This is a genomic window from Candidatus Thorarchaeota archaeon (assembly GCA_021498125.1).
Lineage (GTDB): Archaea > Asgardarchaeota > Thorarchaeia > Thorarchaeales > Thorarchaeaceae > B65-G9.
Genome location: JAIZWL010000004.1, coordinates 22954 through 42492, shown reverse-complemented (window position 1 = coordinate 42492; position 19539 = coordinate 22954). Strand labels below are relative to the sequence as shown.

The 19539-nt window shown below is 48.0% G+C and carries 16 protein-coding genes; 8 read left to right on the top strand and 8 right to left on the bottom strand.

Annotated features, from left to right (window positions below):
* The first annotated feature begins 8 nt into the window (after window positions 1-8).
* The gene (locus K9W43_10360; protein MCF2137620.1) at window positions 9-1406 is read left to right on the top strand and encodes a TldD/PmbA family protein; all 1398 of its coding nucleotides are present in this window, start codon (window positions 9-11) and stop codon (window positions 1404-1406) included.
* Between the two features lie 58 nt (window positions 1407-1464).
* Here K9W43_10360 and K9W43_10355 read toward each other — a convergent pair whose 3' ends face one another.
* The 4 genes from K9W43_10355 to K9W43_10340 all read right to left on the bottom strand — a co-directional run bounded on the left by K9W43_10355 (window position 1465) and on the right by K9W43_10340 (window position 5847).
* Window positions 1465-2316 (bottom strand): sporulation protein, encoded by an 852-nt coding sequence (locus tag K9W43_10355; GenBank protein ID MCF2137619.1) that lies wholly within the window; start codon window positions 2314-2316, stop codon window positions 1465-1467.
* Window positions 2317-2402: 86 nt separating this feature from the next.
* Complete coding sequence (locus tag K9W43_10350; GenBank protein MCF2137618.1) at window positions 2403-3917, bottom strand: carboxypeptidase M32; 1515 nt, start codon at window positions 3915-3917, stop codon at window positions 2403-2405.
* Window positions 3918-3983: 66 nt separating this feature from the next.
* Window positions 3984-4913 carry a DMT family transporter gene (locus K9W43_10345; protein ID MCF2137617.1) on the bottom strand — a complete coding sequence of 310 codons (930 nt, stop codon included), beginning with the start codon at window positions 4911-4913 and terminating at the stop codon, window positions 3984-3986.
* Between the two features lie 22 nt (window positions 4914-4935).
* Window positions 4936-5847, bottom strand: coding sequence for a DMT family transporter (locus tag K9W43_10340; GenBank protein MCF2137616.1), 912 nt, complete (start codon window positions 5845-5847; stop codon window positions 4936-4938).
* Between the two features lie 273 nt (window positions 5848-6120).
* Between K9W43_10340 and K9W43_10335 the strand changes: the two genes are divergently transcribed.
* Window positions 6121-6303 (top strand): hypothetical protein, encoded by a 183-nt coding sequence (locus K9W43_10335; protein MCF2137615.1) that lies wholly within the window; start codon window positions 6121-6123, stop codon window positions 6301-6303.
* Window positions 6304-6318: 15 nt separating this feature from the next.
* Here the strand turns inward: K9W43_10335 and K9W43_10330 are convergent, their stop codons facing one another.
* On the bottom strand, window positions 6319-6936 hold the full coding sequence (locus tag K9W43_10330; protein ID MCF2137614.1) for a hypothetical protein: 618 nt from the start codon (window positions 6934-6936) through the stop codon (window positions 6319-6321).
* A gap of 95 nt (window positions 6937-7031) precedes the next feature.
* Between K9W43_10330 and K9W43_10325 the strand changes: the two genes are divergently transcribed.
* On the top strand, window positions 7032-8477 hold the full coding sequence (locus K9W43_10325) for a hypothetical protein (protein MCF2137613.1): 1446 nt from the start codon (window positions 7032-7034) through the stop codon (window positions 8475-8477).
* Between the two features lie 28 nt (window positions 8478-8505).
* On the opposite strand, the gene K9W43_10320 is transcribed toward K9W43_10325, so the two are convergent.
* Complete coding sequence (locus K9W43_10320; protein MCF2137612.1) at window positions 8506-10356, bottom strand: S9 family peptidase; 1851 nt, start codon at window positions 10354-10356, stop codon at window positions 8506-8508.
* 216 nt (window positions 10357-10572) lie between these two features.
* Between K9W43_10320 and K9W43_10315 the strand changes: the two genes are divergently transcribed.
* The 3 genes from K9W43_10315 (at window position 10573) to K9W43_10305 (ending at window position 13022) form a co-directional block, all read left to right on the top strand.
* Window positions 10573-11460, top strand: coding sequence for an isoaspartyl peptidase/L-asparaginase (locus tag K9W43_10315; GenBank protein ID MCF2137611.1), 888 nt, complete (start codon window positions 10573-10575; stop codon window positions 11458-11460).
* Between the two features lie 35 nt (window positions 11461-11495).
* Window positions 11496-12014 carry a hypothetical protein gene (locus K9W43_10310; GenBank protein MCF2137610.1) on the top strand — a complete coding sequence of 173 codons (519 nt, stop codon included), beginning with the start codon at window positions 11496-11498 and terminating at the stop codon, window positions 12012-12014.
* 150 nt (window positions 12015-12164) lie between these two features.
* Window positions 12165-13022: a hypothetical protein gene (locus K9W43_10305; GenBank protein ID MCF2137609.1), complete on the top strand. Its 858-nt coding sequence runs from the start codon at window positions 12165-12167 to the stop codon at window positions 13020-13022.
* On the opposite strand, the gene K9W43_10300 is transcribed toward K9W43_10305, so the two are convergent.
* Complete coding sequence (locus tag K9W43_10300; GenBank protein ID MCF2137608.1) at window positions 12933-16250, bottom strand: lamin tail domain-containing protein; 3318 nt, start codon at window positions 16248-16250, stop codon at window positions 12933-12935. The genes K9W43_10305 and K9W43_10300 overlap by 90 nt on opposite strands.
* Before the next feature lie 88 nt (window positions 16251-16338).
* On the opposite strand from K9W43_10300, the gene K9W43_10295 reads away from it, so the two are divergent.
* Window positions 16339-17220: a DUF1028 domain-containing protein gene (locus K9W43_10295; protein MCF2137607.1), complete on the top strand. Its 882-nt coding sequence runs from the start codon at window positions 16339-16341 to the stop codon at window positions 17218-17220.
* A gap of 179 nt (window positions 17221-17399) precedes the next feature.
* Here the strand turns inward: K9W43_10295 and K9W43_10290 are convergent, their stop codons facing one another.
* Window positions 17400-17624, bottom strand: a complete 225-nt coding sequence (locus K9W43_10290) for an Lrp/AsnC ligand binding domain-containing protein (protein ID MCF2137606.1) — start codon at window positions 17622-17624, stop codon at window positions 17400-17402.
* Between the two features lie 288 nt (window positions 17625-17912).
* On the opposite strand from K9W43_10290, the gene K9W43_10285 reads away from it, so the two are divergent.
* The gene (locus K9W43_10285; GenBank protein MCF2137605.1) at window positions 17913-19274 is read left to right on the top strand and encodes an FAD-dependent oxidoreductase; all 1362 of its coding nucleotides are present in this window, start codon (window positions 17913-17915) and stop codon (window positions 19272-19274) included.
* Window positions 19275-19539 lie beyond the last annotated feature (265 nt).

Sequence of the window (19539 nt, the reverse complement as noted above, 5' to 3'; positions counted from 1 at the left end):
AGGCTCAAATGATGGATTATGATACAGTTAAGGACGAACTGCTTGCAGTCACTGATTCTGCTCTCAAGTATGGCAAGAGCCTGAACGCTGATGCGGAGATCGAGGTTGGTGTCTTCTATAGCCATGAGATGTCAGCAGAGATCACTCAGGGTATTGTGAGTGCTAAAGATGGTATTGTGGCCGGGTGCTCTGCACGAGTCGCTCTTGGTAAGCGTATCGGATTTGCCAGTGCCTCTGGTATCACGAAGAATCGAGTTGATCTGGTCATCTTTGAGGCTCTCTCTATTGCCTCCGGAGTGACTGTCGAGGACAATCGTTTCCAAGGCTTTTGTGATCCTGCAGGCCGAGGGAAGGAGGGTGCCTTTGATAAGGAGATACTCGCTCTTGGTACGGATGATCTCATTCGATTCTCCGAAGAGATGATCACCGAGGCAAAGACCGTTGACGAGCGCGCAAAGATTTTCTCTGCCGAGGCCGCGGCCTCATGGGGTGCCTATGCTCTGGGCAACACTCGTGGTATTCTTGAGGCCACCCGCTTTGGACATAATATGGTGTCGGTGAATGTGCAAGCCATGGTCGGTGAAGAGAGACGTGGGTCTTTCGGATTTGATGTGGCACGTGATAGAATTGTCAAGACCGAGGGTCTCGGTAGGGATGCTGCTCAGCGTGCAGTGAATCTATTGGGCGCAGAAAAATTAGACTTCACTGGGGCGTTACCCACTGTTTGGAAACCAATTGCGGCCTCGACATACATTGCCTCCAGCTTGGCCCGATCTACCTTGGGCGATGCTGTTGTTGATGGGGTCTCCCCGCTCTGTGATCATCTAGGGAACGAGATCGCAGTCAAGTCGCTTACCGTCTATGATGATGGTCAGAATCCCAATTATTTGGGCACGATGGCAATCGATGCAGAAGGGCACCCGCAGCGGAGAAACACTGTCATTGAGGACGGGGTTTTGAAGGGATTCCTCTTCGATAGCTATTATGCTCGGGCCAACGGCGTAGAACCTACTGGCAACGCTTCCCGAGGTGGAGGGATCTTTGGCGGCTCAATTCCGTATGAAGTTCCTCCGTCCGTTGGGGCCAAGCATCTCGAAGTCGTGGGTGGTGACCGCTCATTAGATGATCTCATTAGTTCTATTGATGGAAAGGCTCTACTAATTGATGATTTCCCATTGGGCATCTTTCATACAGATGTGGCCACTGGTGAGTTCGCGGTAGTTGCCTCCTCGGTCTATCTGATCGAGAACGGTGAGATCAAGCACTCGGTTCAACCAGTTTCTGTTGCAGGGAACTTCTATGAGGGCTACAAGAAGATCATTGCCATGGGTAATGATGTTGAAGTATTACCTTGGAGCGTTTCTGTTGGGTCCTTGGTCTTTGATGGATTTACTATCACTGGATAGTCGGTGAGACCTATCGCCCTAAGAGATACAGTTTCTCTTGGGGCGTCTTATTTTTCAACTACCAGCTGAAATCATCTTGTTCAAACAATTCTGCTGGTGGTCGAGAAGGCACAAGTCGAAACTCGACGGACCTGTCAAATCTAAATCTGATATCTGCAGTCACTTTCAGAACGTATGCTGTTTTAATCAGCTGAGAGGAAAACGGTAAAGGCCATTTCTCCGATGTCTCCATATTGATGTCCATCCAGCTATTGTATGAGATCTCTTCCGCCTTTAGATATGCTGTTGATAGCTGCCTTGTCGTGGTCTCGGTTCTTCCTTTTGGAGATACAATTTCCTTGAATAGAATCTCAAACCTAATCCCGCGAATTTTCGGATCGCCTCGTAGCATTATGCGTATGGGAAACGGCTCTGGTGGAGCGATAGTGTGTCGCGGAATCTCGATCTGAATCTGATCAAGGCCGTTCCAATCTATGAACTTGGTGAAGGGTTTCGGGGGGACGTGCTCTAGTGGGTGGATGATTCCGACATCCACCTCGCATTTTGGGTCCAGCGCCCACGAGATCTCAACCTTTGCTCTCAACTGGTATCGGATAGAGCCATAGTGACCATAATATGATTCGGGCAGGTTTCTAGGGATATTCACCTCGAATGGAAAACTGGTCGTCCCCTCTGGAATGATCACGCTCTCGTGAAGAATGGTTTCCTCATCGATGTGTAATATTTTTTCTTTGTAGACACGTCTAGAATCACCTGCGCCACGAACGACTCTTGCCTCTTCAATACCTACAAACTCTAGGGTGACTCGATTTGCTTCGAATTCTTTGTCAGTATTGACCACGACTTCCCCTTGGATACTGGATCCGGGACTATATTTGGTCTGTTCGAGTCTAATATCGATTTTTCTCATTTCCTCTATCCTCCAAGAGTGGTAGTATCATCTCACTAATACGGATTTATGTTTGTGGCAAGGGCAAAATGCCCCTGCCTTGTATATTAAAATCCGAAGAGGTTAGAGTATTTTTCCTCAAGATATCTGAGAAACGGTTTGGCCTCAAGATCTTTTCCTGTCACATGTTTAACGAGGTCTGCTGGATCATAGAGGGCGGACTTGCTATGGATGTTCTCAACCAACCATGACTTGATGTGAGCAAACTCGCCACTGGGTATGCGTGTCTGCCAGTCGGGGATATCATGATTGATCTTGTCACGCCACATCCCATCATACACATTACCAAGGGCGTAGCTTGGGAAGTATCCGAACAGCCCAGAGGCCCAGTGTGTATCTTGCATTACTCCCTCAGAGTCATTTTTAATCTCAATACCGAGGTATTTCTCGTATTTCTCGTTCCACACTTGTGGAAGATCCGACACATCGAGTTTTCCACCGAACAGGTCACGTTCGATCTCGAATCTGATGATGATATGCAATGAATAGGTCACCTCGTCCGCCTCTATCCGGATCTTGGAGGGGCGAACATGATTGACTGCGCGGACAAACTCATCGAGTGGAATGTCTGCAAATGTGTTATTGGTCAGCTCATTTAGTCTGGGATAGTAGAATTGCCAGAACTCATTGGTACGTCCAAAGATGTTCTCAACAAATCGTGACATCGATTCATGAATTCCCATGCTGGCGGCTTTACCAATGGGCTGATACATCCAATCATGATTGAGGTTCTGTTCGTAGAGTGCATGACCCCCCTCGTGAAGAATAGCGTATATCATTGACATGACATTCTTCTCATGGTAATGCACTGTGATTCTCACATCATCAAAGTATCCGGTGGTGAATGGATGCTCGGTCTCATCGATACGGCCACCTGCCTCTTTTGATGTTGTATCATATCCGATAAGATTCGCAAGATCCGTGGCGATCTTCCGTTGGATCTCGACTGGGACTGGCCGGGCAAGACGACTGAGGTCGGTTCCCTTGGTTGCATCAGCACACTTCTGAGCTAATGGGATCAGGCCATCTCTAAGTTCTGAGAATACCTTCTCGATCTTTGCTGAGGTCATCGCTCTCTCGTAGTCATCTACCATTGCATCATAGAGCACCGGAATGCCCTTGACATCCATAATGATCTCGTACCGCTGTCGGGTGAGATCTATCATCTTTTTGAGTTCGGGCTGGAACTTTTTCCAGTCCTGTGCGGCCTTTGCCTTTTTCCAGACATCAGTGGTGATTGCTTGTTGTCTGGCAATTGCCATCACGAGATCAACAGGGACCTTTGTTTCCGAATCATATTCCCGACGGGCAAGATGGAGATTTCTCTTCTGGACCTCATCGTATGATCCCATCTCTTTTTCAGCAGCCTCGAGAAGTTTGCCGGTCTCAGGGCTGGTCAGCATCTCGTGTTGAATTTTCGACAGGGCAGCAATCTGTTCACTGCGAAGACGAATGCCTTTAGGCGGCATGTAGGTTTCAAGATCCCAGTATAGAACACCCGTTGCCGATTCAACTGTTACTAGTTCGCGCGCTCGTGCAAGAAAGTCATCATATGCACTCATTTATCATACACCTTCGTGGAGCATGAATCTCACGCATTCAGGTCCGTTATCTACTTTCCTACTCGGTCAAAGGTCGGGTGGAGTTGTCTCTTTTTCCTGATTCCCTTCTCGGACAGGGAAGTTCGTAATGATGATCCCGATGGTGACGAGGACGAGTCCCGCCCAGAATGATGCAAGAATCTCCTCTTTAAGAACGAAAAATGAGAGGATGGTGCCGGAGATGGGAATAAGACTGACAAAGACCCCAGATCGTGTGGCTCCAATATTGCGGATGCTCTCAAAATACAGGAGGAAGCAGAGGAAGGTCATGACCATTCCTAAGAAGAGTATGTTCACCCAGAATATCGGGTCCACCATTGCAGGAAGCGTCCACCACTGCTCAGTCAGAGAGGTGAGACCAAAGAAGATCGTGCCGATGAAGATCCCACCTGCTGTCATGTCTAATGCATCCATGGAGCCCATGGCACGTTTACCGAGAGCCGAATAGATCGCCCAGACACAGGTCGCCCCAATGAGTACAAGGTCGCCGAGTACGTGTTGGCCAATGCCTGCAAGGAATTGAGTCCCCACCACTGAGACGATGCCTAAAAACCCGAAGAGAAATCCAATATACTGCCACTTTCGAGTGAGGGACTCGCGGAGCATGATGAATGCAAAGATGGCAATTGTGACCGGCTGAAACCCATCAATGATCGCTCCCTGTGCTGCGGTGGTCAGTTGGAGACCGAGAAGTTCCATGGTCTCATAACCGAAGACGCCTACTATCCCGATAGGCAATAGGATCTTGATGTCGCCCTTGGAGAACGCCTTGTGCGGCGGCCGCTTGATCGCAAACATGAATATGAGAAAGACGACACTTGCCGAGAGAAACCTCAGAAACCCGATTGTCAGAGGTGGTGCTGCTGAGACCGCGATCTTCTTGGAGACCCACGAAGCCCCCCACAGGACCATTGCACCGACGAGCATTGCATAGTATTTGGCAGCAGATTCCTTCATGGATCTCGCCTCGTGCTGCGCCTCAGACATCACCTATTTGAATAGTCTCTTTTGAGCTGCGTGCATTGACGATGGTGATTCCTGTTACTACAAATACAAGCCCGACGAGGAACGTCCAGTGTAGGGTCTCATGAAGAATGAGGACTGAGAGCAATGTACCAAAGACGGGGACGAGATTGATGAAGCCTCCCGTCTTAGTTGCGCCAAGCCGATCCACACTTCTCAAGTAAAACAGAAAGCCGAGAAAGGTCACAAAGAATCCAAGAAAGAGGATATTGGCCCAGAAGATGGGATCGTTCAAGACTGGGAGCGTCCATGGTTCTTCTGTCAGTGCGAAGAGTCCAAAGAACATGCAACCGACAATGGAGCCTCCCGCATTGACTTCTGCTGGTGAGAGTGTCTTCATGACCTGTTTGCTAATTGATGAATAGAATCCCCACATTGCCATCGCGCATAGTATGATGAGGTTCCCTATCAGATAGCTGATGTTGAAGTCAAGGAGCGTCTGAACTCCAATGACCATCATCACTCCGAGAAAGCTCAGAATGAACCCGGTGTATTTCCATCGTCGATCAAGTCGCTCTTTATGAATGAGGTGTGCAAAGAGTGCTATCATGGTGGGATTGAATCCTGCAATGATGGACCCCTGTGCAGCAGTGGTAAATCGTATCCCTGTGAGAAACAGGATGCCATACCCGAAAATACCAGTCGCTCCAACAAGTACAAGCCACCGGAAGTTGGGACGTAGATTGCATATTCCTTCTCCGGAGGCTTTCAATAGGCCGAGGAAGAAAATACTGGCAAAGAGAAATCGAAAGAAGCCAATTGTCATCGGAGGTGCAATTGTCACGAGGATCTTTGCGGAGACCCACGACCCGCCCCAAAAGAGCATTCCTGAGATGAGCATGGCATAGTCTTGCAGCGCAGAAGTCATTGTATTTCCCTTACGAGGCGGTCCTGTTCCCCTATATTATCTGGTTGTCATGTGCAATTGTCTTGGATGTCCCCCGTTTCATTGTTGATGAGCAAGTTTCGAGGATTTGGAAGGATCGCCTGATGTGCATAATCCTCTGTGCGTGAATCTTACTTGATACTATTGTGATCTCCGTCTAACTAACTATAATTTTTTATGGATATATTGTTTTTTTGTGGAAGAACTTATTTTGTTATGCTCAAATGCTCGCAAAGGAACTTGTGAGGTTTTGCAATGAAAATCGAATGCGAATTGTGTGGAGGAGAAGATTGGTTGGCCACCATTTACGAAATTCGAGTGGCCGGAATGCCTGTTGTCTATAGTGCTCTGAAATGCAAGGCATGTGGTGCAATCTATCCTCTTGCAGAGTTGGGTAAGCAAGTCAGCAAAGAACGGATCAAGAGTTATCTCAAATAGTTCGAGAGTCGTCAGTCACTCATCGAGGAGACCTCTTCTCTTGGGGACTGGTGCCTTTGCTTTTTTTACACCGTATGCCCCAGCAGCTATACAGATTACTGATATGATGATCACCACAATACCTACTTGAGTGATAGGCGAGCTGAACCCTGGTGCAATATTAAATGGCCCCGCAAGATTCTCTGGGGATATTGCGCGGAAGGTGTAGTTTCCTGTTGAGTTTGTGATCATGCCTTCTACACTTAGAGCAAAGAAGCACTCTGTTCCCGTTCCGGTACCTGAGAGCTCAAAGTCTACTGTCATGTTGATAGACGTGGTTCCCACCTGACCGGGCGCGAACGAGACCGTATCAGCAGCAAGCAGACCGAAATTGTTGGCCCCATTATCTTTTGTGATCATTAGAGTGATGCTGGTGACATTGATCTTGGAAATGTTCTCTTGTGCTGGCTTGATGGTTATATCTGTATGAACGTTGATGTTGAAAGGGCTGGCAATGAGATCAGGAGCCGAGATCCGAATGGTGGCACTTACATCAGACTCTGTAAATGTCACAGGTGAATAGTTGATTGCGGCGACTGGCGAAATAAATACAGGAAGCAGTAACATCATCAGTAATGCTATACTCTTGGTCATGGTTCTCACGCCACCGTCACTCTTGTGAGTTGAACTATTATATCTGACTGCGTGCGCTTTTTATTTAGGTGAACGATTATACATACTTATCAGTCATGTACACCATTAGAACTTGGATAGAGATGCCTTATGAATCTGGTCGGCCCACAAATGTTCGCTATGGCGATCTTCTGATTGATCGTGATGAAGTCACCGGTCGTGCGCAGGCATGGCTGATCTTTCAACGATATGAGGGTTCGTCAGAATACTATGTGGGGCTAGTCCGTCTGGGTCCATGGCGTGATCTTACAATTCGGCACTATCGTACAGTTATCACGCTTGATGATCTCGTTTCTTATGCGGACGAGATTCATGATGATGTTGTACGGCGCCCGTTTGTCCTGACCGACGGTTCACAGAGTGATGTCTTCTGGATACCGACAGACCTTGATGATTTTGCAGACGGCGACCCTGAGACCACATGGGCCCCTTTTGCAAAGTTCTCTTATGGACTGCCTGCGGAGGGAGCAACCGCCCCTCTGCGATGGATTCGCCTTGCGATCTTCTTTCCCGAACCTGCTCCTCCTCCTTTCACATGGAAGCAGATACCCCCGCGACCTGAGGACATGCACGCTCACGAGAATCAAATTTTAGCGGACCTTGCCGAGCGATTCAGAGACGTGCAGAGAGTACAACCACACCTTGAGAGTGATGGTGTCAGTTACACAATTCGTTTTCTTAGTATCATGGAACATGATGAGGTATCACGCTATACCACCAAGCTCTCTGAAGATGTCCGTGCTGTGCTTCGAGACCCCTTGGTTCGTGGCATAGCATATACAACAGGTGACGGCGTAGAGATGACTTGGGATCCTTATACTGACATCATCTATGGCGACCTAGTGACTGATAGATCTGTTCTCTCCCTTGACCTGTTTCAGCCCTACGTGACGCAATCATGTGAGTTCTTTAATCTGCCGCTCCCCGAGACCGCTACCGAACTTGCCGATATGAGCGTCGGTGAGCCCGTGAAGATCATCATACATCACGATGCCACTTGCTGTCCCATGATGGGAGATGTTCATGATGCCTGCTGGCGAATTGTTTTCGATGGTCCTGTTGGTTCACGGATCAAAGCAATTGAGCAAGAGCCTCTGCTGGCTTACAGAGTGGTCTCATTAGTAAATGCGTCATTTCTTGTTGATACTGAAACCTCTCACTTGCATCCGACCTCTGTGGAATTCGAGCTTGACGACAAAGAACTACTCCCACCTTGGCATTTTGTCCGTGATTCCAGACTCAGAGAGGCCCTTCTCCGGGCTGGAATTAAAGTTCCACCCGAATCGTACTCCGCAGACCCTGAGATCAAGCAGATTGATGACTCCTCTTTCTTTGGTGAGGCCTATGATGGTGACTCGGACTATGAGACCGCTCCGGAAGAACAATTTGATCCTTCAGGCCCTGACTATGATTGGGTTCCTGATGAAGTTCTTGAGCTTCCCGATGATGCAGAAGAGATCGATTCGGTATGGGATGACGCGGATTCATCACATGAAGATTGATTGAGCGAACGATTGCGTGGCCACTCACTCATACCATCGACTTGAGCCACTCAAGAACTTCAGAGTAGGCCTTCACACGGTTCTTGAGTTTTGCAAGGCCGTGTCCTTCATCAGGGAAGCGTAACATCTTCACAGGCACGCCTCTCTCTCGCATTTTCTCGTGGATCTGAATGCTCTCAGTGAGTGGTACACGTTCGTCGTTATCGCCTTGGATGATGAAGAGTGGTACAACAATTCTGTCCACCTTGTGGATTGGGCTGATCTTCCTCAGAATGTCCATGTCTTTCTCCAGACTACCATATTCGCTTTCTCGCAGTGATCTTCGCCAAGGCGCAGTGTTCTGTAGAAATGTTACAAAGTTCGAAATGCCTACGATGTCTACTGCGGCCTTCCATAGGTCAGGGTGCTCCGTTATTGCAGACAGGACAGCAAAACCTCCATAGCTCCCTCCATAGATCACGAGTCGTTCGCCATCGATGTCTGGGTCTCTCTCTTTCAAGGTGAGCGCAAGATGCTTGATGTCTTTGATCGAGTCAAGGCGCTTCTCAACATTGTCCAAGTCCATATACGTGCGGCCGTAGCCAGTACTGCCCCTTATGTTAGGTGTGATGACCGCAAAGCCCCCCGCCACAAAGAACTGTAGGACTGGATTGAAGGTCGGTCTGCTCTGCGACTCAGGCCCTCCATGGATCATCAGGATCGCGGGCCAGCCATTCTCAGGTCGCTCTCCTCTTGGCACGTATTTGAAATATGGCACCTCAAGGCCATCGAAACTTGAGAAACGATGAAGTGTGGCATCTGCAAAGGTCCGTGGATTGATTCCCGCAGCACTTGCATTGGTGGCCTTCCAACACTCGCCAGTCTGTGTATCTAGAATCCAGATGTTTGTTGGTTCGGTTGGAGTCGAGATGGTCATGGCAAGGTATCTCTCATCAGGTGAGAGCGATGCACCTCGTGAGAACGATCGAGCGTCCCCGTGTTCGAGACCTCCCTTAATAGGCAGTTCCAGCGCTTCGATCTCGGCTCCACCGTCCGGTGTGAATGTACCTCTATACAAGGTGCTGTAACCATCCTCGTTGGTGAAAAAGTAGGTGTATTCCGAGTTAGGATCATATGTTCCCTCTTCGAATTCCCACTTGAACTTCTCTTCAATTGTTGGTATCTTTGTCAGTTCGCCACTCAGATCTAACAGGGCCAGACGCTTGATGTCTGCCTCGTAGTCGGTGACCACCAACAGGGTCTCATCATCAAGAAATCGAATGACCGACCATCTGTTCTTCTTCTTGCCAGATAGCCCCTTTGTGAGGTCTGTGACCGTCCCCTCATCATAGAGCAGGAGTTCTTGTTCTGCATTTCCGAGATATTTTTCCATGACTAGCAACCGCTCATCTTTTGAGAGCGCGGCTGCAACTACAAGTCCCGCTTCTGGGCGATGGATCAATTCCGGTTCGGTATCACGCACCGGAAATCTATGTTCGTAGACATCAAGTCGTCCACGATCTTCGATATTTGCTTGGAAATAATATCTGGTCTTGCCAAAGGTCCCAAACCTATGTTTAGACTCGGGTCTGGAGGTGAGCCATGTGAGGTCTTCTCCCTCGGGACTGATGTATCCGATCTGAAAATTCTCATCTCCACCTCTATCACGAGTGAACAGGATGCTTCCATCTCGTAGATATCTGGGATTGGTGCATCTGTCTTCAGAGAATGTCAGGCGGTCAGGCCAGACAGCGATGTTGTTGATCAGTGGGGTTCTAAAGATCTGGAATACGCCTGCTGAGTTTGATGTGAAGACGATCTGCTGTTTGTCCGGATGCCATGAGGGGCCTCCGGCGGTCTCAACTGCAAGATACTGGGAAAGAGCCTCTTCTTGAGCCATGCGTATGTAGTAGCTGTTCCTGCCTAAGAGGTCTCCCGATGAGAGGTTCCTCTATTCTCGTCTGCACTCAAAGTCATGTGCAGACACGGCACTTTACTGATTTACAAGTTTCGTATATTTTTTATATTGTGGATACTGGTCTACGTTCGTTCATTGACCGAGCCTGAAAGGCTAAGTGGTCGCAATGTCGAATCTTAGTTGTTGGAGACAATCATCATGAGACCCGTAATCATTGTACATGGCGGTGCTGGTGCTTGGAAGGACGAACGCATTCCGATAGGTCTTGAGAATGTAGAGAAGGCAGCTCGTGCCGGATGGGAAGTCCTGATGGCTGGAGGATCTGCACTGGATGCTGCAGAAGTGTGTACGGCGTTTATGGAGAGTTGTGGTCAGCTGAATGCTGGACTTGGGGCCACACGGAATAATGATGGGATTCAAGAGCTTGATGCAATGATCATTGATGGTAGCACGCTTGACTTTGGTTCGGTGGCTGCTGTGACGGGGATCTACAATCCAATATCCTTGGCTCGATATGTGATGGAAAAGACACCGCACAAGTTTTTCGCGGGTCCCAATGCTCAGCGAGTCTATGCCCAGATGATGAAGGAGGGATACCGTAAGGAAACCAACCCTGGTGTTCTTGATCACTCCAAGATTCCTTCGACTGATGACGCAGCTTCTGCCGATACGGTCGGTTGTGTTGTGGTGGATTCTGAGGGGCGTATTGCCGCAACCTCATCGACTGGTGGCATTCGAAAGAAGATCCCCGGTCGGGTAGGTGATTCCCCGGTCATGGGTGCTGGAGCCTATGCGAATGATCAGGTGGGGGTTGCAGCAACAGGGTATGGCGAGCACATCATGCGCGTCATTCTTAGTTATACCACGGCCGGCTACGTTGAACAGGGAGTTGCTCCGCAGGAGGCTGCTGAGAGAGGGGTTTCATTGTTAGTGGAGAAGACTGGTTCCGAAGCAGGTCTGATTGTTGCCGATGTTAATGGCGAGGTAGGTGCAGCGACCAATGCAAAGGCCATGCCTGTTGCAATCATTAGAGGCACCATTGACTCTATCAAATCGATGATTGTTGGCCATCAAGGAAAAGAGTAATCTGATTCGGATATCAAGTACTGTTGGTCCTTATCTTGAAAGAGGAACAGACAAAATTACAGGAGTTCCATAGAAAGTTTGCAACGGAAACCAATAATGCGATCTGGTCCATTCTTGACAAAGATGCTCCTGACGAAAAAGAACGTGATGAGGCTCTTGGGCTGGCGTTCACGTCACGTTTTCACTGGAGCAAAATCGGGACGATCGTGCACCGTGCGCGGGCCGAATACATGATTTCACGAGTCTATAATGCAATGAGGCTTGGGGAGCTGGCTCTTGCCCATGCAACCACTTGTCTTGATCTAATTCAGTCGAAGGATGAGATTGCTATCACGCGGGCGGACAAGGGGCTCGTCATGCAAGAACCTGTGGTCTTTGCTGACTTTGATCTCCCTTTTGCGTATGAGGCTCTTGCGCGGGCGCATGCCGTTCTTGGAGATGGAGAGAGCTGCAAGTCGTATGTGGCCCTTGCAAAGAAGGCTATTGCAAAGGTCCAAGACCCCGAAAATCGCAAGATCTGTACAGATGAACTTGAGAAGGTAGAGTGCCCTTAGAGGTCTCTCTCCGCCCTCTCAAAAATTATGTTTTGATGTTGGATTGCATTTTGTAATAGATTATTTTCTTTGATTTATCGTGTCACGATTTATATGAGTTATATTATACTACTTGAGAAAGGCTTGCTAAAATGATTGGTTGTAAATTCTATGCGACTTGAGTTACTTAATAACTTAGGAATCATCCTATCTGATGAGTACTTGATCAGCGGCGCACATGTGCTGCACCAAGATCGGGCAAAGACCGCTCGTGATTTGCTCTCCCACTTGAAGTTCGATATCTCTTTGCAGATGCCCTGTGATCGAATTATCGATGAAATCTATTCGATGACCAGTGACGAACCAATTGAACATGCGGTATTCCAGCTCTCGGTCAGTATGAACTATTATCGTTTCTTTTGGAAATATGACCTGCCCGATTCTGAACGTTACCGGAGTGATATCTTGGCAGCACTGGGCAGTCTGCGCCTCCCTCATGCTCATGACCTCTTCAATGTCATGTTGATCTCTTTTGAAGAGTGGCGAACTTTTGAGGCGGTGATGTTCGTTCTGCAATATATCACTCATGGGATCATCTGGTCACTTGATGGTGGTGATGTGTCATCGTTCTCACTAGGTTCCCAACAGGCTGTGAATTTGCTTCTTGGATTCATGGTCGAAGCAGCAGAGACCTTTAGCAGATACACGGATGACCGTGAAGTGCTTGGTGGATTCGCCTTGCTGCGTGATCAACCTTGGTTTGAGAACCTGCTTCACCTTGGGAACCCTGATATCCGTGCTGTCAGGCCGTGGTGCCAGCTTATCTCGCATGTTATCGTCGGGAATCGAGATGCTGCTGTTTCTATTGCATCGCAGCTCTCTACAGACTATCCGGGGCTGGCCAAGTACATTACCAGTTCCGTAGATATCTCGCTTAAACTACCAGATTATATTCCCGCTATCTCGAATATAATCGCAGCCACGGTGGGGCAACCTCTCTTCAAGATGATTGGGGCCTCTCTTGTGTGAACACTGCTCTGTTGATGTTTGAATCCTTAGATCGACTATCTCGGGTGATCCTCTCTTCAGTAGCATATCATTGCTCAACAATGGTGATGCTCCATTGCTGGCACCCGGTGTGGGGGAGGCAAAGGTCTTCCATGTGCTGTTACCATCAGTACTACGACCATAGCTGACATCATTAGATGAGGAGTTGTATGTATATGAATCGAGTACCGTGCCATTGGGACTGAGAAAGTTCACGGTGTCCCCCGCATTATTGAGAGCAATTCCCGTTGTGCTCTGGTTGAAGAGAGCAAAACCGTAAGCGCTGATGATCGTCCCCTGGGGAATCGTATATGGACTCGAGCCTCCGGATGTTATGTCGTCCAGAATGTATCCTGATATGTCAACGGACTCGTTCAATGGATTGTAGAGTTCGATCCACTCTTCCGAGTATGCCGTGTCTGGGTCGGGTAGGAACTCGTTAATGACCACCGCATCAGCATTAGAGCTTGGCACTACATTAGACGCACCCGGTGTTGGGGCGATAAAGGTGGTCCAATTGGCCCCTCCATCTGTTGTACGGCCGATACTCACATCATCCGTTGATGAATTATATGCGTGTGAATCCACGACTGTAGATCCATCGGGTTTCAAGAAGTTCACGGTGTCCCCTGCATTATTGAGGGCAATCCCTGTTGTGCTCTGATTAAATAGTATAAATCCAAATGCGGGGATGATTGTTCCCGAAGGAATCGTATAGGGGCTGGAGCCGCCACCCGTGATGTCGTCAAGTATGTATCCTGACAGATCAACAGACTCATTGAGCGGATTATAGAGTTCGATCCACTCTTCGGAGTATAACGTATCGGGGTCCGGGAGAAATTCGTTGATGCATATTGAATCGGCAGCAGCCGAGCTGGAGTGTACATTGGATGCTCCTGGTGTGGGCGAGACAAATGTTGTCCAAGTCGCATTTCCATCAGTGATACGACCAATGCTCACATCGCTGGTAGACGAGTTGTACGAATACGAATCAATGATCTCTCTGTAGTTCGGTCGCAAGAGGGTCACGTTGTCCCCTGCATTATTGAGGGCGATTCCGGTTGTTGTGTAGTTGAAGAGAGCAAAGCCATTGGCCGGAATGATGGTTCCGGATGGGATCGTATAGGGGCCAGAGCCGCCAGTCACGATATCATCAAGTATGTATCGTGAGATATCTACAGACTCGTTGAGCGGATTATAGAGTTCGATCCACTCTTCTGTATAGAGCGTATTGGGGCTTGGCAAAAACTCATTGATCACCACTGCATCAGCCGGAACACGTTCATTCGTGTTAGATGCGCCGGGCGTCGGAAACGAAAATGTTGTCCACGTGTCTCCACCATCTGTCTCACGTCCGATACTTATGTCGTTCATTGTACTGTTGTACTCGTATGTGTCAATGATTGTGATCCCATCCGGTCTGATGAGATTGACAGTATCGTTCACATTGTTGAGGTTGATTCCTGTTGTGCTCTTGTAGAACACAAGGTATCCGTGTGCTGAGATCACGGTCCCCTTCGGGATGAGGTATGGGTTTGAGCCATTTATTGCGATGTCGTCGAGAAAATAGCCGGAGATATTGGCATCAACATCTTGAGGGTTGTAGAGTTCGATCCATTCATCAGAGTATACGGTGTCCGGGTCAGGGAGGAACTCGTTAATGACCACAAGATCCGGATCGCCCTTACTTGTGGTGCTGACATTTAATGGGTCCGAGCGTGGCCCCTCGTTCAGACTCGTATCCACTGCTGAGACCTCATAGACGTATGAAGTTGACTGGTTGAGACCGGTGTCATTGTATGTGTTATCATATATCTGAGCGAGCAATATTCCATCTCGGTATATACGGTAGTGTGAGATGTCCGATTCACTATTTGGGGTCCATGAGAGATTGATCTCTGAGAAGCTGACATCTGCTGTGGTCAATCCTGTGACCTTTGCTGGTGGCTCATGATCTTGATGTGTGGTCAGATTGGCTCTGATGAACACGTCCACGCAATAATGGTCCGAGCCTGTATCTGCTGATGGTGTGTCGCCAACAGTGGAGTTGATCAGTCGCCCACTAAAGAACTGGTTCGTTACAAGAAAGTCGATTCGTGATAAATAGTATGCATCCTGATGGCCATATGTGTACCCGGGATCTGTTGGATTCAGCGTACGGAAGACATCAGTGAAATTGTGGACTGCCGAGGCGTATTGACCATAGGTGGGATCGTTGGGATAGAGCATCATGGTCATAGGCCCATAACCGAGATCGCCATGGGGCGCAAGGCTCCCTGTATCATCGGGCGAAAACGAATTGAGGTCTCCCATGTACAGAATTGGAACATTTCCTAGACCATCCATATAATTGATGATTCCCTCGGTCTCGCGTTCCCGCCGCCATTCATTGCTACTTCCATCTCTTGCCTTCAGGTGGGCTCCTATCACATGCATGTCTGTTCCGCTAACATTCACAACAGCGTCCACGAAATCATGTGTGACATCGTAGTTGCTTCCATTATCGAGTTTCACAATGGGAATCTGCTTGAACTCGATCACGGGGAATCTGCTTAATATAGCCTCTCCATCAGTCGAGTAGGAGATGCCCTGAGTGCAGTATCCCTCATACGGGAGTTCATTGGAAAAATACGTGTTGAACTCTGATACTATCTCGTCAAGTGTTTCATTTCCGTTATCATCGAATGTGCCAGTTTCGATGAGAACAAGAATGTCCGGGTTCTCCTCTTTTACGACCTCTTTCCAATTCTCGTTTGCCCCACTCTCCTCGATATTATAGCTCATGACCTTGAAGGCATCTGTATAGGTTGTCTGTGTCACATTTTCATCTGGTGGTGGTGAAGGCGGACTGTTATTCACAACGATCGTGATGACGGCTTGCCCCCAGTTACCGGAACTATCACCTGCACGGCAGAGAATTGAATGATTACCGTTTTTCTCAGCGGTTGTATTCCACATGTACGTTGTCGTGGCGGCCCGAAGGGAATTATCGATGTAGATCTCAGTTTCATTGATGAAGGTTTCATCTGTTGCGGTAAAGGATATGGTGACAGTCCCTGCCAGTGAGTCCCCGTCAGATGGGCTGGTAATGATGACTATGGGAGCTGTAGTATCGAATGGAGGTCTATTAATGACGTATACGTAGATCACAACTACACCTACGATTAAAAAACAGATGATAAGAGCGGCTATGAGCATTCTCCATCTCAAGACGTGCATCCTCATGTGACAGAGAACAGGGGGCATATTAAAATTGCTTAGAGTATGATGAATGGACAATAGATTAGGAGACCGTACAATGTCTGCGAGACCATCTACATTCTCTATTGTTGCGCGTGATCCGAAGACCAGTGATCTTGGAGTAATTGTCCAGAGCAAATTTCCTGCGGTCGGATCCATTGTGCCATGGGCAAAAGCCAATGTCGGGGCCATTGCCACACAAGCTTGGGCCAATGTCTCCTATGGTCCACGTGGACTCGATATGTTGGCGAGAGGTATGACCGCACAAGAGGTACTTCAGTCCCTCCTCTCTGATGATGACGGTGCTGAACATAGGCAGGTCGGAATTGTTGATGCTGCTGGTCGTGCCGTTGCCTACACTGGTGACGAATGCATGGACTGGGCAGGACACGTGACTGGTGACGGTTACACATGTCAGGGGAACATTCTTGCTTCAGAGAAGGTCGTCACGGCAATGGCTGAGGCCTACGAGTCCACAGAGGGCGACTTGATCGATAAGCTCTTTGCTGCATTGAGAGCAGGGCAGGCCAAAGGTGGTGACCGTCGTGGTATGCAGTCTGCGGCAATCCTTGTTGTACGTGAGGGCGGTGGGTATGAAGGTGGGACCGATCGCTATGTTGATGTACGAGTCGATGATCATCCCAGCCCTATTGAGGAGCTGGAGCGAATCTTCAAAATCTATGATATGACACTCTTGAGTAGAGAAGATCCCAGCCACTTGCTACCTATCCAAGGTGATATCTCTTTGAAGATACAACAGGCCCTTGCTGCTCTTGATTTACTAAGCGAAGTCGAACATGGCGTATTTCCGGAGGCTGCGCAAAGTGCCCTTCAAAAGTACATCTCTATCAATAATTTCGAGAACAAAATGCGCGAGGATGGTAAGATCTGGAAGAGTGTATATGAGTGGTTGCTTGCTGATGCAGGACTTGATCCCTGAACCAAAGTGACTGTTCTCACGCTCTAAGACTTATCCCCCTCTCTGGAACGTGTCTGTAGGATGAATGATCATTCAGAGAGAATTACAGACGTGAACCTCACTATGTTGATATGCCCGAGTTCTGACAAAATAGTCTGCTCCCCTCTCTCCACCAGTATGTTCTTTCTGCGTTTCTTGGTTTAGAGCACCACGCAGGTCTCGGTCTTTTCAATTCCCTCATATTCATGGATGTCCGTGACGAATCGTCTCAGCTTGTCGCGTGCTGGGATCTCCGCATAGACGATTATGTCATACGGTCCTGTTACCATGTCTACTTTCTTGACACCTTCTATCTTTGCTATATCATTGATTACCGATTGAACAGTGCCCGCCTTCACATTGATCAGAACAATCACTTCTGTCATTTGAATATTCTCACCTCATGTTAGTATCTGTCATGCTCGTACAAAAATTTTCGCTACGGCTCTTTTGTACCCGAATTCACTACAAGTGGATATATGAACATATGAACAATCATTCACATATATCATTATTTTCCAAGCGACCGTGATTAAATACGGCCGGTCATTTTTTATTATATTGTTAAATGATTTGAATTTATTTTTGCCTCACAGTGAAACTTTATAACGTTAAGAAATCGGCGCTCGACTCACCTATCGTATGAATAGTAATCCACAACGAGGTAGGTACCTATGAAAAAACACGACGTGGTCATAATTGGTGGCGGTCCAGGTGGAGTAATGACTGCTCTTTCTGCACGGAATACATATCCCGAGAAGAGTATTCTATTAATTCGCCGAGAAAAGACTGCTCTAATCCCTTGTGGTATCCCGTATGTGCTGCATACTCTCGCTTCTGTTGAAGATAACATATTGCCGGATGCACCCTTGGACAAGAACAAGATCGAGCTCATGATTGACGAAGCAGTAAATGTCGATGGTGATGCGAAGATTATCGAGTTGAAGAGTGGTGAAAAGATCGAGTACGACAAGCTGGTTCTTGCTGTGGGTACTGAACCATTCGTGCCCCCGATTCCAGGTATCGATCTTGATGGTGTCTATTTCATCAGGAAGGAGATGGACTACCTGAAAGAACTCAAGAAGCGGCTTGGTGAGAGTAAGAATATTGTGATTGTCGGTGGCGGTTTCATAGGCGTGGAGACCGCCGATGAGCTGTTGCGGGCCGAAAAGAACGTCGTCATGGTCGAAAAGCTTGCATCTCCTCTGCCATTGTCTATGGACAAGGAATTTGGGGACATGGTTGGCGACATCTTGAGCGAGAAAGGTGCCGAGGTTGTTACTGGTCTCTCAGTAAAGGATATTGTTGGCAACGGAAAGGTGGAGAAAGTAGTTCTTGAGAATGGCAAAGAATATCCTGCTGATATCGTCATTGTGGCTGTTGGCTATCGTCCCAACCTGAAACTGGCTGAGAAGATTGGGCTCGCCGTAGACAAGAGGTATGGGATCGTTGTTGATGAATATATGCGGACCTCGATAAAGGACATCTATGCTGTTGGGGACTGCACGACAAAGAGACACTTTTTGACAGCCGATTACACAAAACTGATGCTTGCGTCAACTGCTATGGCTCAGGGCAGGCTGGTAGGTTCTGGCCTCTTTGGAATAAAAGTGATCAAGGAGTTCTTGGGCTTTCTGGGAACCTTCTCAACTAAGGTCTGTGATGTCGCTTTTGCCTCTGTTGGCCTTACTGAGGATATGGCCAAGGCCGCAGGCATTGACTATGTTGTTGGGACACACGAGGGTCCAGATCGACATCCCGGAAAACTGCCGGGCGCTAGTAAGGTGTACGTGAAGCTTCTCTTCGCACGATACTCCCATCAGATCCTTGGAGCCCAGATTCGTGGTGGCGACTCTGTTGGTGAGATGATCAATCTGTTGTCAGTGATGGTCCAGAACAGAATGACAGATCTGGAGATTGATGCATTGCAGATTGGGACTCATCCTCTCCTGACCGCATCTCCGCTGGCATATCCAATAATTTCTGCGACGGTCAATGCGATCATGAAATGGTATCACAAAGTGAAATCGAAGTAATTGATTTGTGACATATATTTTATTCATTCAGGCCCTCCTGATTCGGTCAGGATGGGCCACCACCTTTTACTAATATTTTACATGGCCTCGGTGAACTTGTCTCATCAATTTTATATGTTTAATTCACCTGTACGTTTAGAGTATTTAGGATGAACTTCATTAATTCTCTTCAGGCTAACAATGCAGGCAGGTATTTTTACAAAAATTCTTTGTATGGATTATGATCCATGAATCCAATATGTTGGACTATTTTTGTCCGTAGCTG

Excerpts from the sequence above, each read along its gene's own strand:
- K9W43_10360 (MCF2137620.1), top strand. The coding sequence starts at position 9 with ATGATGGATTATGATACAGTTAAGGACGAACTGCTTGCAGTCACTGAT.
- K9W43_10355 (MCF2137619.1), bottom strand. The coding sequence starts at position 2,316 with ATGAGAAAAATCGATATTAGACTCGAACAGACCAAATATAGTCCCGGA.
- K9W43_10350 (MCF2137618.1), bottom strand. The coding sequence starts at position 3,917 with ATGAGTGCATATGATGACTTTCTTGCACGAGCGCGCGAACTAGTAACA.
- K9W43_10345 (MCF2137617.1), bottom strand. The coding sequence starts at position 4,913 with ATGAAGGAATCTGCTGCCAAATACTATGCAATGCTCGTCGGTGCAATG.
- K9W43_10340 (MCF2137616.1), bottom strand. The coding sequence starts at position 5,847 with ATGACTTCTGCGCTGCAAGACTATGCCATGCTCATCTCAGGAATGCTC.
- K9W43_10335 (MCF2137615.1), top strand. The coding sequence starts at position 6,121 with ATGAAAATCGAATGCGAATTGTGTGGAGGAGAAGATTGGTTGGCCACC.
- K9W43_10330 (MCF2137614.1), bottom strand. The coding sequence starts at position 6,936 with ATGACCAAGAGTATAGCATTACTGATGATGTTACTGCTTCCTGTATTT.
- K9W43_10325 (MCF2137613.1), top strand. The coding sequence starts at position 7,032 with ATGTACACCATTAGAACTTGGATAGAGATGCCTTATGAATCTGGTCGG.
- K9W43_10320 (MCF2137612.1), bottom strand. The coding sequence starts at position 10,356 with ATGGCTCAAGAAGAGGCTCTTTCCCAGTATCTTGCAGTTGAGACCGCC.
- K9W43_10315 (MCF2137611.1), top strand. The coding sequence starts at position 10,573 with ATGAGACCCGTAATCATTGTACATGGCGGTGCTGGTGCTTGGAAGGAC.
- K9W43_10305 (MCF2137609.1), top strand. The coding sequence starts at position 12,165 with ATGCGACTTGAGTTACTTAATAACTTAGGAATCATCCTATCTGATGAG.
- K9W43_10295 (MCF2137607.1), top strand. The coding sequence starts at position 16,339 with ATGTCTGCGAGACCATCTACATTCTCTATTGTTGCGCGTGATCCGAAG.
- K9W43_10290 (MCF2137606.1), bottom strand. The coding sequence starts at position 17,624 with ATGACAGAAGTGATTGTTCTGATCAATGTGAAGGCGGGCACTGTTCAA.
- K9W43_10285 (MCF2137605.1), top strand. The coding sequence starts at position 17,913 with ATGAAAAAACACGACGTGGTCATAATTGGTGGCGGTCCAGGTGGAGTA.